The organism is Bradyrhizobium sp. 40 (genome assembly GCF_023100925.1).
In the GTDB taxonomy this organism is placed as follows: domain Bacteria; phylum Pseudomonadota; class Alphaproteobacteria; order Rhizobiales; family Xanthobacteraceae; genus Bradyrhizobium.
The window spans coordinates 6,681,469-6,696,160 of sequence record NZ_CP064688.1 but is presented as its reverse complement, the minus strand read 5'-3'; the positions used below and the strand labels follow the sequence as shown (position 1 = coordinate 6,696,160).

At 63.9% G+C, this 14,692-nt stretch carries 16 protein-coding genes; 9 read left to right on the top strand and 7 right to left on the bottom strand.

Annotated features, from left to right (window positions below):
• Nucleotides 1–62: 62 nt before the first annotated feature.
• Nucleotides 63–1,031 carry a nitronate monooxygenase family protein gene (locus tag IVB40_RS32050; protein WP_027565664.1) on the top strand — a complete coding sequence of 323 codons (969 nt, stop codon included), beginning with the start codon at nt 63–65 and terminating at the stop codon, nt 1,029–1,031.
• An 88-nt stretch (nt 1,032–1,119) separates the two neighbouring features.
• Nucleotides 1,120–1,893 (top strand): thioesterase family protein, encoded by a 774-nt coding sequence (locus IVB40_RS32045; RefSeq protein WP_247817363.1) that lies wholly within the window; start codon nt 1,120–1,122, stop codon nt 1,891–1,893.
• A 10-nt stretch (nt 1,894–1,903) separates the two neighbouring features.
• On the opposite strand, the gene IVB40_RS32040 is transcribed toward IVB40_RS32045, so the two are convergent.
• Entirely contained in the window at nt 1,904–3,466 is a 1,563-nt protein-coding gene (locus tag IVB40_RS32040) for an AMP-binding protein (RefSeq protein ID WP_247817361.1), read from the bottom strand.
• A 108-nt stretch (nt 3,467–3,574) separates the two neighbouring features.
• On the opposite strand from IVB40_RS32040, the gene IVB40_RS32035 reads away from it, so the two are divergent.
• From IVB40_RS32035 to IVB40_RS32020, 4 genes are all read left to right on the top strand, one after another.
• Entirely contained in the window at nt 3,575–4,549 is a 975-nt protein-coding gene (locus IVB40_RS32035; RefSeq protein WP_247465566.1) for a nitronate monooxygenase, read from the top strand.
• 139 nt (nt 4,550–4,688) lie between these two features.
• Nucleotides 4,689–4,937: a hypothetical protein gene (locus IVB40_RS32030; protein ID WP_247285759.1), complete on the top strand. Its 249-nt coding sequence runs from the start codon at nt 4,689–4,691 to the stop codon at nt 4,935–4,937.
• A 132-nt stretch (nt 4,938–5,069) separates the two neighbouring features.
• Nucleotides 5,070–5,780 (top strand): hypothetical protein, encoded by a 711-nt coding sequence (locus IVB40_RS32025; protein ID WP_027565660.1) that lies wholly within the window; start codon nt 5,070–5,072, stop codon nt 5,778–5,780.
• A gap of 104 nt (nt 5,781–5,884) precedes the next feature.
• Nucleotides 5,885–6,598, top strand: coding sequence for a hypothetical protein (locus IVB40_RS32020; protein ID WP_247817360.1), 714 nt, complete (start codon nt 5,885–5,887; stop codon nt 6,596–6,598).
• Between the two features lie 96 nt (nt 6,599–6,694).
• Here the strand turns inward: IVB40_RS32020 and IVB40_RS32015 are convergent, their stop codons facing one another.
• Nucleotides 6,695–6,919: a cysteine rich repeat-containing protein gene (locus IVB40_RS32015; RefSeq protein WP_007597470.1), complete on the bottom strand. Its 225-nt coding sequence runs from the start codon at nt 6,917–6,919 to the stop codon at nt 6,695–6,697.
• 235 nt (nt 6,920–7,154) lie between these two features.
• Here IVB40_RS32015 and IVB40_RS32010 point away from each other — a divergent pair, with 235 nt between their 5' ends.
• Entirely contained in the window at nt 7,155–7,436 is a 282-nt protein-coding gene (locus IVB40_RS32010) for a hypothetical protein (RefSeq protein WP_247817359.1), read from the top strand.
• Between the two features lie 117 nt (nt 7,437–7,553).
• Here IVB40_RS32010 and IVB40_RS32005 read toward each other — a convergent pair whose 3' ends face one another.
• The 4 genes from IVB40_RS32005 to IVB40_RS31990 form a co-directional block, all read right to left on the bottom strand.
• A complete protein-coding gene (locus IVB40_RS32005; RefSeq protein ID WP_247817358.1) occupies nt 7,554–9,491 on the bottom strand; it encodes an ATP-binding protein in 1,938 nt (645 codons plus the stop codon).
• A complete protein-coding gene (locus IVB40_RS32000; protein ID WP_247817357.1) occupies nt 9,488–10,171 on the bottom strand; it encodes a response regulator transcription factor in 684 nt (227 codons plus the stop codon). Before IVB40_RS32000 ends, IVB40_RS32005 begins: the two co-directional genes overlap by 4 nt.
• A 251-nt stretch (nt 10,172–10,422) precedes the next feature.
• Nucleotides 10,423–10,656 (bottom strand): hypothetical protein, encoded by a 234-nt coding sequence (locus tag IVB40_RS31995; RefSeq protein ID WP_247817356.1) that lies wholly within the window; start codon nt 10,654–10,656, stop codon nt 10,423–10,425.
• A 158-nt stretch (nt 10,657–10,814) separates the two neighbouring features.
• Nucleotides 10,815–11,117: a hypothetical protein gene (locus IVB40_RS31990; RefSeq protein WP_027565653.1), complete on the bottom strand. Its 303-nt coding sequence runs from the start codon at nt 11,115–11,117 to the stop codon at nt 10,815–10,817.
• 176 nt (nt 11,118–11,293) lie between these two features.
• Between IVB40_RS31990 and IVB40_RS31985 the strand changes: the two genes are divergently transcribed.
• Together IVB40_RS31985 and IVB40_RS31980 are read left to right on the top strand one after the other, a co-directional pair.
• A complete protein-coding gene (locus IVB40_RS31985; RefSeq protein ID WP_247817355.1) occupies nt 11,294–11,578 on the top strand; it encodes a hypothetical protein in 285 nt (94 codons plus the stop codon).
• The gene (locus IVB40_RS31980; protein ID WP_247817353.1) at nt 11,575–12,399 is read left to right on the top strand and encodes a hypothetical protein; all 825 of its coding nucleotides are present in this window, start codon (nt 11,575–11,577) and stop codon (nt 12,397–12,399) included. Before IVB40_RS31985 ends, IVB40_RS31980 begins: the two co-directional genes overlap by 4 nt.
• Nucleotides 12,400–13,163: 764 nt before the next feature.
• Here IVB40_RS31980 and IVB40_RS31975 read toward each other — a convergent pair.
• Nucleotides 13,164–14,543 (bottom strand): DUF4041 domain-containing protein, encoded by a 1,380-nt coding sequence (locus IVB40_RS31975; protein ID WP_247817352.1) that lies wholly within the window; start codon nt 14,541–14,543, stop codon nt 13,164–13,166.
• Nucleotides 14,544–14,692: the final 149 nt, after the last annotated feature.

The following is a 14,692-nucleotide window of genomic DNA, read 5'->3' as shown; positions in this document are numbered from 1 at the left end:
AAGATTGCCTTGTTGGTATGGCTCCCAGCTTCGATTTGACGCCAACAGAGGATCGTCTCGCAATGTCCATGCCTGCCTTGTTCAAGGGACGCCTGTCGATCCCGGTGATCGGTTCGCCGCTCTTCATCATCTCGGTGCCCGATCTCGTGATCGCGCAGTGCAAGGCGGGCGTGGTCGGCTCGTTTCCGTCGCTGAACGCACGGCCGCCGGAGCTGCTTGACGAGTGGCTGGCGCGCATCACCGAAGAGCTCGCGGCGTATGACCGCGCGCATCCCGACAAGCCGTCGGCGCCGTTTGCGGTCAACCAGATCGTGCACAAGTCGAACAACCGGCTCGACCATGACATGCAGCTCTGCGCCAAGTACAAGGTGCCGATGATCATCTCGTCGCTGGGCGCGCGCGAGGAGCTCAATCAGGCCGTGCACGGCTGGGGCGGCATCGTTTTCCACGACGTGATCAACCAGAAATTTGCGCACAAGGCGATCGAGAAGGGTGCCGACGGCCTGATCCTGGTCGCGGCGGGCGCGGGCGGCCACGCCGGCACGATCTCGCCGTTGGCGTTCGTCGCTGAAACTCGAAAATGGTTCGACGGCCCGATCGCGCTGTCGGGCGCGATCGGCAACGGCAAGGCGATCCGCGCCGCGCGCATTCTCGGCGCCGACTTTGCCTATATCGGCTCGGCCTTCATCGCCACCAAGGAAGCCAATGCGGTCGAGAAGTACAAGGAGATGATCGCGGGCGCGACGGCCGATGACATCGTCTATTCCAACCTCTTCACCGGCGTGCACGGTAACTATCTGAAGCCGTCGATTCTTGCCGCCGGTATGGATCCGGAGAACCTGCCGACGTCCGATCCCTCCAAGATGAACTTCGGCACTGATGCCTCCGGCGAGCGTGCCAAGCCAAAAGCCTGGAAGGAAATCTGGGGTTCAGGCCAAGGCGTCGGCAGCATCGACGGCATCGTGCCCGCCGCCGAAATGATCGCGCGCTTCAAGAGGGAATACGACGAGGCGGTTGATCCGCCGTTGTGATCTTAGTCGTCCGGCTAGTACGCAATTGCGCACTAGGGGCCGGGACGACATTTTTTGCTGAACTCCGCACATGCATCACGGAGAACCGATGACCCCCATCTACCGCGTCGACGGCGACAGCGTCGTCACCAGCCCGGATGCTGCGGGCCCGTGGGACCGGCGTATGCAGCACGGTTCGGCGCCGGCCGCGCTGGTGACGTGGGCGGCGGAGCGCATTCCAACGCCTGTCGCGATGGACATCGCGCGGGTCACCATCGACCTGATGCGCCCGGTGCCGGTGGCGCCGCTCACGATCGCGACCGAGATCTTGCGCGAGGGCCGCAAGATCCAGCTCTGCGGGGTCAAGCTGTTCGCCGACGGCGTACAGGTGGTCGCCGCCACCGTGCTCAAGATCAAGCGCCAGCCGCTGACGCTGCCCGAGGACGTCACGGCGCTGCCGGTTACGCTGCCGTCCCCGGAGGACTCGCTGCTCGATGACGGTCATGCCGCCACCAGTCCGTTCGTGCGATCGGTGTCGATGCGTGCCGCGCGCGGCCGCTTCGGCCAGGCCGGCGCCGGTGCGATCTGGTTTCGCGTCGACCATCCCCTGATCGCAGGCGAACCGCTCTCGCAGGCGATGCGCGCCGTGGTCGCGGCCGATTTTTCCAACGGCACCGCCTCGTCGCTCGATTTCCGCGCCTGGACCTATATCAACGCCGACCTCACCGTGAGCTTTTCGCGCCAGCCGATCGGCGAATGGATCCTGCTCGACGGCGATTCCTGGATCGGTCCCGATGGTGCTGGGCTTGCGATGTCGCGGCTCGCCGACCGGCAGGGCTATTTCGGCCGCGCCGTGCAAAGCCTTGTGATCGAGAAGCGGTAAGGCACCTTTTCTATCCCACCATCCGGCCCCGCCCGCTCCAAAAGCTCGCGCGCAGCACCTTCTTGTCGACCTTGCCGACACCCGTCATCGGGAGTTGCTTGACGAACTGGATCTGCTTCGGCGCATGGGCCGAGCCTTTTCGCGTCTTCACCAGATTGATCAGTTCATCGGCGTCAGGTTTTGCGCCTTCGCGCAGGACGACGACAGCCGTGACGGCTTCGCCCCATTTCTCGTCGGGGATGCCTACGACCGCCACCATGGCCACGTCCGCATGCTGCGACAGCACGTCCTCGACCTCGCGCGGAAAGATGTTGAAGCCGCCGGAGACGATCATGTCCTTCTTGCGGTCGAGGATGAACATGTAGCCGCGATCGTCCTTGCGAGCGATGTCGCCGGTGTGCACCCAGCCGTTCTTCAGCGTCTCGGCGGTGATGTCCGGCCGCTTCCAGTACTCCGCCATGACGTGTGGAGCGCGCACGCAGATTTCGCCGGCTTCGCCCGTCTTCACTTCCTGGTCGTTGTCGTCGAGGATCTTGACCTCGCACGCCGCGATCGGGAAACCGCATGACAGGAACAGCTCCGGCCTGTTGGGATCGTGATCCGCCTTGCGCAGCACCGAGATTGGATAGCATTCGGTCTGGCCGTAGAGCTGCGAGAACACCGGCCCGATCCGCTCGATGCCCTCGATCAGCCGGCTCGGTGACATCGCGGAGGCGCCATAGAGCACGAGCTCAAGCGAGGAGAAGTCGGTTTTGTCGAGCGCGGGATGATCGAGCAGCACGTAGATCATGGTCGGCACGAACAGCGTGAAGTTGATGCGCTCGCGTGCGATCGTCGCCAGTACCGCCTCGGGATCAAAACCCTTCAGCATGTGCACGGTGCCGCCCCGCATCAAGGTCGGCAGCACTTTCGTGCCGGCGACATGGCTGATCGGTGCCACCGCGAGGTAGCGCGCGCCATCGGGGATCTCGAAGTCGGCAAGGATCGCGGCCGCGGCTCCGGCATTTTCGCGGTGGTAGCGCAACGCGCCCTTGGATTTGCCGGTCGTGCCACCGGTGTAATTCAGGGTGGAGAGATCGTCGGGGCCGGCGAGGCAATGCGCGCTGGCATGGCCTTCGATCTCGATCGCCTGCAAGAGGTCGATGCCGTAGTCAGCCGGTCCCGTGGTGAACACCGCCTTGAGCCAGGCCGCCTGTGCGGCGAGCTCGCCGCCGCGCTCGCGGAAGGAGCCCGCATCGACCACCAGCATTTCGGCCCCGGAATCCTCGAGCTGAAACAGCTGGTCTCCCCGCGATCCCAAAGGATGTAGCCAGGTGACGCAGAGCCGCGACAATTGCGCGGCGACGCCGGCGCACCATGTGTCGGCGCGGTTCGCGGTGAGGAAGGCGACCCGCGCGCCGGGCCGCAATCCAAGCCGCATGAACAGGCCCTGGATGCGCCCGATCAGGTCGATGGTGCCCTGATAGCTCAGCGATCCGCCGGGCCACGCGAACGCGGTTCGGCCCGGGTAGCGCGACAGCGCCCGCAGCGCCTGCGCGCAAGTCGGAGACGATGCATGGAGCGGATCGGACATATGTTTCCTCGCTGCTTTGTCATCGGCTTCCGGCGTGCCAATGTTTACCGCGACGCTAGCACAGGGAATGCGGGAGGGAACGACTAAGCCCGCGCGAGGGAGGCATGCGTGACGTCAGATCGGCTGCAACGTTTCCACGGTCGTCTCGCCCTGCCGCTGATCGCCGCGCCGATGTTTCTGGTGTCGGGCGTCGAGCTCATGGTCGCCGCCTGCCGCAACGGTGTGATCGGTAGCTTCCCCAGCGCGAATTGCCGTAGCACCGAGCAACTCGATGAATGGCTCACCGACATCGAAGCGCGGCTGCTGCGGCATGAAGATCAAACCGGCCGCAAGGCCGCGCCGCTGTGCCCAAACCTGATCGTGCACCGCTCCAACGCGCGGCTGGAGCAGGATCTCGCCGTGTTGCTGCGCCACAGGCCGGAGATCGTCATCACCTCGGTCGGCTCCCCCACACCGGTGCTCAAGCCGCTGCACGACGCCGGCGCCTTGGTGCTTGCGGATGTTGCCTCGATCCGCCACGCCGAACGCGCGGCGGAAGCAGGTGCCGACGGGCTCGTGCTGCTTACTGCGGGCGCGGGCGGGCAGACCGGCTGGCTCAACCCGTTCGCCTTCGTCCGTGCGGTGCGGGCGTTCTACGATGGCATCATCGTGCTCGCGGGGGGTATCAGCGACGGCCACGCATTGCGCGCGGCCGAAGTGCTCGGCTGCGATCTCGGCTACATGGGCACGAAGTTCATCGCGACCCACGAGAGCATGGCGGATGATCGTTACAAGCGGCTTCTGGTCGAGAGCAGCGCCGACGATATCCTGCTGACCACCGCGTTCACGGGACTTCAAACCAGCATGCTAAAGCCGTCGATCGTCGCCGCGGGTCTCGATCCCGACGACCTGCCGGCGCGCGGGGCCATCGACATCGCCAAGGACATCGACGTCGCCGCACGGGAGAACCGGCCAAAGCGCTGGCGCGATATCTGGAGCGGTGGGCACTCGACATCCGGCGTGACCGACGTGCTCGCGGTTGACGATCTCGTCGCAGGGACGGTCGCCGAGTATCGAGGGGCGGGTGGCCGCGTCTCCCCGTGAAAATGCGGAGACCGACAGGGCCCGTCGCCCCCTCACGGTTAATCGAGCGCTCCTTAGAGGCCCCCACTTAACGGCAGATTAACCAACGCCCGGCAAGAATCCCTCTCACGGCGCCAATCAGGACCGAGAGGGACAGGCGATGGACTTCGACTTTCTCAACGCCAGGACGGCGGCTTCGCTGGACGAGATTCGTGTTCGCGTAGCCCATGCGCTGGCCCGCCACCCGCTGTGCCGCAATGTGCGCTTCGACATCGTCAGCGTCCCCCGCACCCGCCGGGGCGGCAATTGGACGGTGGCGCTGCAATCGGTCGAGCCGCGCGGAGTCTGGGAGGCCTCGGAGATCGTAGCCGACATCCAGGACGCCTACGATCTGGCGATAGCTGCCTGATTTTGTTGAGTTTTCTAGGCGATGTCGCCGTAGTCCGCGCGATTGCCGTCGCAATGGCACGGTTAAGCCTTAATTTTCGCCCAGTTTCCGGGCAGTGATCACGTGGACTTGAAGCCGGTTGCGGAGAGACGTTTGTCGAAAGCCATCACCATCGTCGTGCTGACCTGCTTCCTCGTCCTCGGCGCCGCCACCACCGCCATTCTCGGCCGCGACAGCGTGCCCAGCGTCAGCGCCGAAATGATTACGCAGGCGCCGGCACCCAAGCCGCTTGCAACAAATCGGGCCGCCAAGGCCGATCGTCTGGTTCCGACGCTGGCACTGGCCTCGGCCGCGTTCGACCCGGTCCAGGTTCCTGCCGACAAGCTATCGCAAATGCCCGTGCTGACCGAGCCGCTGCGCCAGGCGTTTGCCGCCGCCACGCCATCCGATTTCCCGATGCCCAAGGCGAGCGTGAACGAGGCTCCGGCCGCTGCAGACATTCCTGCCGTCGAAGTCCCGGCCAAGCCGAAGGTCGTCGCCAAGCCGCAGCCGCAGAAATCCTATTCGCTGCTCTCCGACGTGCAGATCGCGGGCATCAGGGACCGTCTGAAGTTGTCGTCGTCGCAAGAATATTACTGGCCCTCGGTCGAAACCGCGCTGCGCAATGTTGTCCGCAAGATCTCGGCAAACAAGCTGTCCAATCCGAACGTGCAGGGTGTTCCGATCGATCCCAATTGCGACGAGGTCCAGCAGTTGAAGTCGGCGGCGATGCCGCTGCTGTTCCAGCTGCGTGACGACCAGAAAGAGGAAGTGCGCAAGCTCGCCCGCATCATCGGGCTCGAGAAGGTGGCGCAGCAGATCTAACGCGCAAGTTTCTTCCGGAAATCAAGTTCCTCCCGGAACTGCGCCTGTATCGGGAACATCCGGCAATCGACAAGCGTTGCCCGCTTCAAAGAGGGAGTGGACCAATGCGCGCCTCGACAGCCTATTTCGTCGGTGCAGGAACCATCGTCGCAGCCATCGCCATTGGTCTCGGCGGCGGCATTGTCGCCGGCAATATCATGAATCCGGTCTCGCCCAAGCAGGGACCTGATACCAGCAAGATGGCGCAACGCGCTGACGCCAAGCCCGCTACGACGGACGCGGCATCCGAGCGCCTGCAGTATCTCACCGGCTCGCAAGCCTTCGGCGCCATGGTCGCCGCGCCAGCGCAGGCCGAAGCCAAATCCGACGCTAAACCCGAATCCACGCCTGAAGCAAAATCCGAAGCCGCGAAGCCCGGCACGCAGACCACTCAGGCCAACGCTGAACAGCCAGCGCAACAGCCTTCGCAAGCGGCTGCGGTAGAGCCGCCCAAGCCAGCGCCGGCATCGCCTCCGCAACTCGCGAAGCCTGCTGCACAGCAGGCGTCGACAGAGCCGTCATCCCCACCCGACAACGCCTTTGCCAAGGCCAGGGATTCTGACGTCAAGCGGGCCACGTCTGAACGGCGCCGGACGGAGCGCCGTGAGCGCTGGGCCGAGCGCCGTCATTACGATTCCCGCGAGCCGCGTGGGGTGCGCGACCGCACCGATTGGGACGACGTCGCGCGCAACATCCGCGAAGATGCCGATGCGCGCGAGGTCCCGAGCCGGCCGCGCGGCGGCTTTCCCCAGATCAGGCTATTCGGCGACGACGATTAGGTCCGTCCTCGCCGTCACGCGCGATCTATGACGGGCGCATCGTCGGCTATGGTCTGACGCAACACCCGCGAGATTTGTGCCGCGGACGGTGACCACTCACCCGCCGTGCGACTCCACGACCTTGCGGCAGCCGTCCGAAAGCTTCGACTTGTTCTCTCGCAGGCAGGCATTCATCTGCGGCGGCTTGCCGATGTGTTCGGCGCAGAATTTGCTCGCGTCGCTTCGGCAGGTCATCTGCTCCTGCGGGGTCGGACCGGATTGCGCAGCGGCGGTCTGGGCGGTCGCGGCGAGCAGCAGCACGGCAAGAACCGAAATCTTCATAAAACACCTCCTTGGGAATGTCGTTGGTCCCGCCTGGGATCAAGCGGGCCGGACCATCTCGCGACCGCCGGGCGCAGGTCCATGCCATGTTCATGGCATCGGCCAGCCCGTCCCGCCGCCGTACCCCCATTTTCATGGCATGTATCAGCGCGCCGTCTTTTGTCATTCAGGCTGCACGTCGGCTGCGAGACCCGGTGATTGCATCGGGACGCCGAACGGCAAGCAGGAGAGCAAGATGTCGAAAAGAGCGGGAGCGCTGAGCGCCGGGTTGACGATTTTGGCGCTGGCAGGTTCGGCGATGGTGTCGCTGGGCACGAGCCCGGCGCAAGCGGTGGTCTATTGCAAGACGGTCGGCATACCCAAAGGCTGCGTGGTACGACCGGCGGCAGTGGTGAGGGTAGCGCCGGCCGCCGCGGTCGCCGTGGCGACACCCGGGGTCGGTGCGCCCGGTGTCGGCGTGCGCGCGGGCACGCCGATGAATCGCGGTGGTCCGGTCAATCGCGTGGGCGTGCGCTGAGAACAACGAAAGAGTTCGGGCGAAGGAGCCGTGCGGACGAACCCCCCTTCCTCCGCAGGCAAATCATCCGGCCCGTCCCTCTCTCCGCGCGTCCCACACGTTCGGAGAGGGGGCTTTTCAGCCGACGGCGGCATCGCTGTCGGGGAAAATCTGCGGCAATTGCAGCCGCACGCGCGTGCCTGAGGAATCCGAACCGAGATCGAGCATCGCCCCGCAGCGCGCGGCACGGCTCCTCATGTTGCGAAGGCCCCGCGCGGTCTGGCTCGCGTCGGTGGCCCCGCCGCTGCCGACCGGCGCACAACCGTTCGCAAAGCCCTTGCCGTCATCCGCGACCCTGATCACACCGTACGGTCCCTGACCTCCGTCGACCGTCTCGATGGTGACCGCGATGCGGCGGGCCTCTGCGTGCTTGACCGCATTGGTCACGGCCTCGTCGAGGATGCGCACGATCTGGATGACATGCCATGGCCTGAGCTCGGGATGCAGCGGCAGCCCTTGCGGCGTCGCCACGTGCCAGTCGAGTGCGATGTCGTGCGGTCGCAATTGTGCGGTCGCGCGCTCGCGCCAGGAGCCGAGTGCGAGCATCAGGTCGCCGCCGATGTCGTCCATGGAGTCGATGACGAGACGGAGGTCTTTCAGCGCCGCACGGGCGGCGTCGGTGATGGTCGCGCCCTCGTGCCCGCGCTCGGACAGTGCCACGATGCTGATGAGCTGGCCGCCGAGGCCGTCATGCAGGTCGCGCATCAGCCGCGTGCGCTCATTGGCGAGCGCGGCGGCCCGTGCACGCTCCTCCTCGCGGGCAAAGCTCGCCTTCAGCCGCTCCTCGGCCTCGCGTACGCGCGTTACGAGCTGGCCGGCAAAGCTGTCGACCTGGTTCAGCGCGCGCGCGAACCGCCAGGTCAAGCCGGCGCCGATCGCGACCAGCATCGCCGAATAGGAGAGGCGCGAGAGGAAGATGCGCTCGTCGGTCACGATCTCGAACACCGACAGCATGTCGTGGACCCAGCATATCAGCACTATGGTCACCGCGCAGCCGAGCGTGAAGCTTGCCGCGTCCTGCCGCCGCACCACTGCGGCAGCTGTGACGCAGGCCATCAGCAACAGGCAGAGCCCGACGGTCGGAATCCCCAACAGGAGAAACAGAATGCGCGGCAACGGCGGGCCGGCGATCAGCCCGACACTGAACACGACGAGCCCCGGCGCGAACAGCAGCATGCCGTAACGCGGCCAGCGCCAGCCGAAGAACAGCACGCCGAAGACGACGACCAGGGCGCTCTCGATCGGTGCGGACGCGAGCAACACCGCGGCGAGCCGGGAGGTGTTGACGGGGGGCACCGGTGGCGGCGCAAAGGCCTGCACCACGCCGAGTACCATCGCCACCGCCAGCACGCCGTAAACCGGCTCGCGGCGGCGCATCAGCCACATGATCGCCAGGATGACGGCGAGGATCGATTGCCAGGCGGAGAACACCACGGGCAACGTGACGAACATCAGCGTGCGTGTCTCGTAGGCCGGCCGCAAGGCCGCATCCGGCCCGACATAGACGGTGTCGAGAAAGCCCTTGAGCGGTCCCCAAACCAACAGCCGCACCGTGATCTCGTTCGCGCCCTCGCGCAGCAGCGAGGACGGGATCGACCCGATCTGCGGAGTGTTGCGGTCGGGCCGGTTGGCGTTGGCATCGCGTCGGGAATCCAGGATGACGACGCCGTTGATTGAGACCTCCACCGCGTTGCTGAAGCGCGGCAGGAATACCGACCATCCCGACGCCACATCGCCGCGGCGGAACGTGAAGGCGCCGGTGTAGAGCGGCGGGTCGGCCAGGGAATAGCGTGATGACGTGAAATGCGGCAACGTCACGGGACGCGCCACGCCGTCCTCGCGCAGCGAGAATTCGGTCAGGGCAAAGTCGTCGGGGTCGCTGGGCTGGAGCAGCCGCAGCCCGAGGACGGTCGCGACCAATATCAGCGCCTGGAGCAGCAGATAGGGCACGAGTCGCGAGACCAGCAGCCGGCGTCGCGCGGGTTTGACCGGTGCCTTCGCCGCGATCTGGCTCACAGCTTGATCAGGCCCTGCTGTACCGCTTCGAACACCGCTTCGCTGCGGGTGTGCACCTCGAGCTTGCGATAGATGTTCTTGATGTGGCCGGGCACGGTCTGCTTGGACAGGCCGAGATGGCTCGCGATCTCGGCGTAGCTGAAGCCCTTGGCGATGCCCCAGAGGATGTCGATCTCGCGTGGGGTGAGCCTTGCGGTGTTGAGGGCGGGACCCGGCGGAGGCTCGGCCGCATTCTGCGCGGTACCCTGCGTTCTGCGCACGATGAAACGGGCGATCGAGGCCGAGATTGGCGAATGGCCGGCGACCAGATCGCGCACGGTGGTGGCGATGTCGGTGGGGAACGCATCTTTCAGGAGATAGCCGGTGGCGCCGACGGTGATCGCGGAGATCACACTCTCTTCGTCGCCAAGCGCCGAGATCACCATGATCTCGGTGTCGGGAAAGCGTTGCCTTGTCTCGCGGATCAGCTGGATGCCGTGGCCGTCGGGCAGCCGCAGATCGGTGAGCAGCACGCGCGGCACCGCCACGCTCAGCGCCGAACGAGCCTCTCCCAGCGTACCGGCGCTGCGCACCTCGTAGCCGGCCTTGACCAGCGCGTCGTGGAGCCGCCAGCAGGTCGGCGCGTCGTCCTCGACGAGGAGGATGGTGATGGCTTCACCCGTCTCGCCCTGTTCGGTCATGATCATCGTCCTGCACCGCGTGTCCCCCGCGGCGCAGGGCCAAGTTTAGCCGCGGTGCGGGCGCCACGACACCCATAATCATGGGGGCGCATTGTCACTCTTCCGCCGTCGCGGACGCCGCCTACCGCTTTGCTGCGGCCGATGGCGTCGGCGGCGCGGGCAGACGCTGCACCGTGATCCACGCGGTGCGGCGTTGCTCGCCCCGGGTTGAGGGGCTGGTGAGATCCTCGCTTCCGCCCAGGATGGCCCCTCTACGAAGCCTCTCCCCGCGGCGGTGGGTATCGCCGGGCCAGCGCCGACAACGGCAAGTGTCGCTCGCCTTCCGGCAGCTCCAGATAGGCGAGCACGAGCGGCCGCTTCCAGTCACCGACGCCGAAATCCATCGCCATCCATTTCTGCGGTTCGGGGCCCTCGAGACCGCGCACCCAGACGAAGAAGCGGGGGAGGTCGTCGGCGTCCGTTTCGGTCGCGCGTCTCCTGGCCATCGAAGCTGCTCGCTGCATCAACATAGGTTGCCCCACGATATAGGGACTGGCTCTGAAGTCGAACCCGTCGAGGGAGGCTCGTGCAGGGAAGCACGCGGCCCTCTCCTGGCGAAGTGTCCCAGGGATGCGGATGCGAGCCGGACGGCGGCCCGCTCTCGTCACTGCCAGAGTTCGCAGGTCGCAACCCGGTTGATGTCCGCGAGCCGCCGACTGGTGTCGCCCGCGAGGTCGAGGCTTGCGACCAGCGCCAGCAGGCGATGATAGGCTCCGTCAGCGACCTCGACGGGCAGCGGGGCCTCATCGAACGTCTCGACATAGCTGCCGACCAGACCGCTCAACAGACGGCACAGGCCGCGCTGTTCGGGGTCGTCGCGGCCGAGCGTCTCGAGCTTTTGCTGAAAGATCCGGAAGGTGCGCAGGCCGTGGTGCTGTTGCGAAAGCCACGTGTGCAGGTCGTTCATATGAGCTCCTTCGAATTGCGGAAGAAGCTACCGGTTTATACAGGTGGCATGTGACGATTGCTAGGGAGGGGGAGGCCGAGACAGTCCGTCTTCGCCAAGAGGCTTCGCCGGACACGCTTCACCCTTTCGGGCTTGGCGCGGGCTGCGCCACGCGAAGCCCGAAAGGGCGAAGCGTGGTGCCCCTGGCCGGGTCTGCCAAAGCCAAACCAGTCAAAGGTTTAGCGAGCCGTTTGTCCCGTGGTGCTTCGATTGAGGTGCTTAAGGAATTTTCCAAGGATGTCCCGTTCGAGCCGGTCGAACACTCCGTCTATGAAGGTCGCGAGCGCCTAGGGCGATATTTACGAATCTCCCCGACGCTCTACGCGGCCTTCGATGTCGATGATCGGCCGCTCGGCGAATTCCTGGGGCGGCGCGCAGCGTATGCGGCGGTTGCCAGCATTTCCGGCGGGAGCCGCGAATGACCACCCTCTTGCGGGTCCTTTCGCCAACCGCTGCGGTGTTATATGACGCTGTCAACTCCGCCCTCTCTCCTGATCAGCTTGACAACGTTGGTCGCGCTGTGTGGCATCGGGTGAGCAACGGTGAACTCAGCGATGAAGATGCCACGTTCCTAAGCCAGGCAATTGAAAAGCGGAGGCCGGGCCGAAGGCCGCACCGAGTTGATGGCGTCGCAGTAAGCGTCACCGCCGCCCGCAAGTTGTCGCACTTCGCGCCGCGGCCGTGTCGGCGTCGGCTCACAGACGAGGAACGGCTCAAACGGCGTCACCGCAAACGGATGCTCGGCGGGTCCAGCACGATGCCCGATACCTTGCGCCACCACTTCACCGAAGGCGAACGCGCGGCGCTATGCATCATCGCCGGAGAGGTAAAGCGGCATGGTGTTTGCGACCTCTCAATTGACGAGATCGCGGACCGCGCCGGCGTGGGCAGAACCACGGTGCAGAATGCAATGCACGAAGCTCGGCGCCTGGAACTCCTTCAAGTCAGGGAGCGACCACAGCGAGGTGCGAAGCACCTCACCAATGTCGTCCGGGTCATATCCCCAGCGTGGGTTTCTTGGATCAAGCGGGCTCCGTCAGTCGCATGCGGTATAGGGTCCAAATCGTTCACAAAAGTGAGTACCTTAAAGAACACAGATATAAAAATAGAAGGAGACGGTGCCAACAACGCGGCACCGGTGCGGGCGGGCTGGCACGTCAGGGCTATGCGGGCCCAACGCCGAGAGACTGCGCAACACCAGCGGCAGCAATCCCTGCCGAACAGAGACCTCGATCCATTCTGAAGAGTCTCCGTCCTCCCAGGAGATTGACGGCCGCCGTCTGGCTATGGATCGGGTGCACTGTGCTACGGTGTCGCTTGGGCGCGATAACATGGTCGCAGCGAAGGATCGGCAACATCGATGAGCGGCCGCGACAAGGCCCGGAAAGACACCTCGACTGCGCCGCATCACGTCGGCCGAATGGTGACCTAGTTCGAGCATGCCCGTACAGGTTCATAGGCCCGCTACTCAGGGTGCACCGTACATGGCCGGATGTTCGTAAGGACAGTCCAAGAGAAAGGTAGGGGGGCACATCAAAGTCTAAGATCCGCCCTGACGGACCGGCCCTCTAATCAGGGATTTTTTGCCGCAAAATTCGGTGAATTATTTTTTTGCCGCGCAGTTATCCGCCTCCCGGGGGGTGGTCAAAAGTCTGGAAGCTCGCAAAGCGGACGGTCTTACTGGTTCATGCGCAAAATCCAGCAATTAAATACTAAAAGCCACTGGTCGAGCCGCTGATGTCGGGAGGGGTGGGGGGTAGTCAATTCCTCAGGGCCTCCCGCCCCGCGGACCGGCCCCACTTCCACTCAGAGATTTTTTTTCAGCCCGGCTACGATTTTCAGCTCTTGTTGGCCGCGATGAGCCTCCTGCGGGTAAATCTGTCATCGAAATCAGATACTTGGCGCGAGCTAAGCGATTGCACTCCGGCTTTGCAGGGATTTGATTTCCTGCCCGCCTGCTACGCAGGTCGCATCAGTGAATCCGGCGTGAAACCCGCGAGCTAGCTCCTATCCTGCTACTCGCATGTTAAGCGTTTGCCGATATTCGATTGCTTCGGCAGCCTCGCGGAATTCCAAAAGGTCTCCCGCCAATTCGCACAGGAGTGCTTTGACGACCGATGGGCGGGCGCGGAAAAACTCCCTTCGGCGATTTACCGCATTCACTCTCGACTCCCCAAGGCGCTCATGCATGGCAGTCTCGATACCGACAGCGTCATTTGAGAAGAAGAGTGCGTGGACATCGAAGTTGAACGGCACCGATGCGTCACTCAGTTCGCGTATGCGCTCCATAGGATCGAGCCTCCGCGTCATTCCGACTTTGACCATCTCTTCGCCGAAGGAGCCAATGTTGGAGATCACGTACACATATCCGGCCTTCGTGTTGGCCGCCCGTGCGTCAACGCTCTCGATCGCGTTGCTCACCTCTGCTATCTGCAAGCGCAGCCGCTGCATTGCATCTTGATCGCCCTTGGCTTCTAGCGCCTGAAAAGCATTTTCATAATGAAGCTTCTCTTTTTCCAGTTTCGCCCGCTCCCGCTCGATTTCTTGTTGAGCTTTCCGCTCTTCGCGCATGCGCTCGCGTTGCTGCCTCTCCTCCTCCTTTTCCTCTGACTGCTTCTGAAGGAAATCGGCAGTTAGGCGGAGCTCGTCAACACGCAATTGGAAGTAGGCCGGAGAGACCTGGAGCTGCATGGTCTTCCCAAGTTTGCGTATCGTTTCCTCAACCTTGCTTAAGCGGTCAATTGCGCTGTCGAGCTTGTAGGGCTTAAGTGTGCGAACCAGATTGTCGGCCTCAGCATTGAATGCTCTCAGCATAAGCTTAGAGGCTTCACGGACCATCTTTTCACCCTCGGAGGCGGATCCGTTTACCTGCCAACTGGTGATTGCCAGGATCGCGCCACCATCCTTCTTAACTGCGGACTTGATGGCGTCTTGCAGTCGATCGAGCGCAGCCTGGTACGCTACAGCATCGGTAAGCGGATGGTTATATTCGTACACGCCAACTTCTTGAAGGAGTGCGATCTCTCGTGTCTCGACAATGGCGCGGCGCGTTTCAGCAAGTTCGGCTGCAATCGCGCGCTTTCCTGCCTCGGCTTGCGCGCGCTCCTCGCTTATCTGTGCAGTCAGGATCGCGACTTCGGCTTCAAGGTGCTTTCGGCGAGCTTCAATTTCCAAAAGGGAAGCCCCGCCAATTCGCTCTAGCTGCTTCACGGCTACTTCGTATCGATCTGTAATCTGGGTAACGAAGCCGCTTAACTCGTGGCAGCGCTGCAGGGCCTCATCGCGCTCTTGCTCTACGTGTTCGTACTCCTTGACGAGCCTTTGAGCGTACTTGCGCGCTCCGAAAAAGGGGATGGCGGAACTTTCGCTGTTCTTCAGGAGTGACATGGAATTGGCCCTGGTCCGAAACCTCCAAATCTTAGGATGATGGCATTAATGCCGGGTTGTAACTGCAGATGGAGGTGCGATCCCGTGGCGTGCGTTCAAGGCCAGAGGACCTCCCAAATGGCGAGGGGAGAGCTTCCCCATTCAATCCG

Coding starts and splice junctions, on each gene's coding strand:
- IVB40_RS32050 (WP_027565664.1), top strand. CDS start 63: ATGTCCATGCCTGCCTTGTTCAAGGGACGCCTGTCGATCCCGGTGATC.
- IVB40_RS32045 (WP_247817363.1), top strand. CDS start 1,120: ATGACCCCCATCTACCGCGTCGACGGCGACAGCGTCGTCACCAGCCCG.
- IVB40_RS32040 (WP_247817361.1), bottom strand. CDS start 3,466: ATGTCCGATCCGCTCCATGCATCGTCTCCGACTTGCGCGCAGGCGCTG.
- IVB40_RS32030 (WP_247285759.1), top strand. CDS start 4,689: ATGGACTTCGACTTTCTCAACGCCAGGACGGCGGCTTCGCTGGACGAG.
- IVB40_RS32020 (WP_247817360.1), top strand. CDS start 5,885: ATGCGCGCCTCGACAGCCTATTTCGTCGGTGCAGGAACCATCGTCGCA.
- IVB40_RS32015 (WP_007597470.1), bottom strand. CDS start 6,919: ATGAAGATTTCGGTTCTTGCCGTGCTGCTGCTCGCCGCGACCGCCCAG.
- IVB40_RS32010 (WP_247817359.1), top strand. CDS start 7,155: ATGTCGAAAAGAGCGGGAGCGCTGAGCGCCGGGTTGACGATTTTGGCG.
- IVB40_RS32000 (WP_247817357.1), bottom strand. CDS start 10,171: ATGACCGAACAGGGCGAGACGGGTGAAGCCATCACCATCCTCCTCGTC.
- IVB40_RS31995 (WP_247817356.1), bottom strand. CDS start 10,656: ATGGCCAGGAGACGCGCGACCGAAACGGACGCCGACGACCTCCCCCGC.
- IVB40_RS31990 (WP_027565653.1), bottom strand. CDS start 11,117: ATGAACGACCTGCACACGTGGCTTTCGCAACAGCACCACGGCCTGCGC.
- IVB40_RS31980 (WP_247817353.1), top strand. CDS start 11,575: ATGACCACCCTCTTGCGGGTCCTTTCGCCAACCGCTGCGGTGTTATAT.
- IVB40_RS31975 (WP_247817352.1), bottom strand. CDS start 14,543: ATGTCACTCCTGAAGAACAGCGAAAGTTCCGCCATCCCCTTTTTCGGA.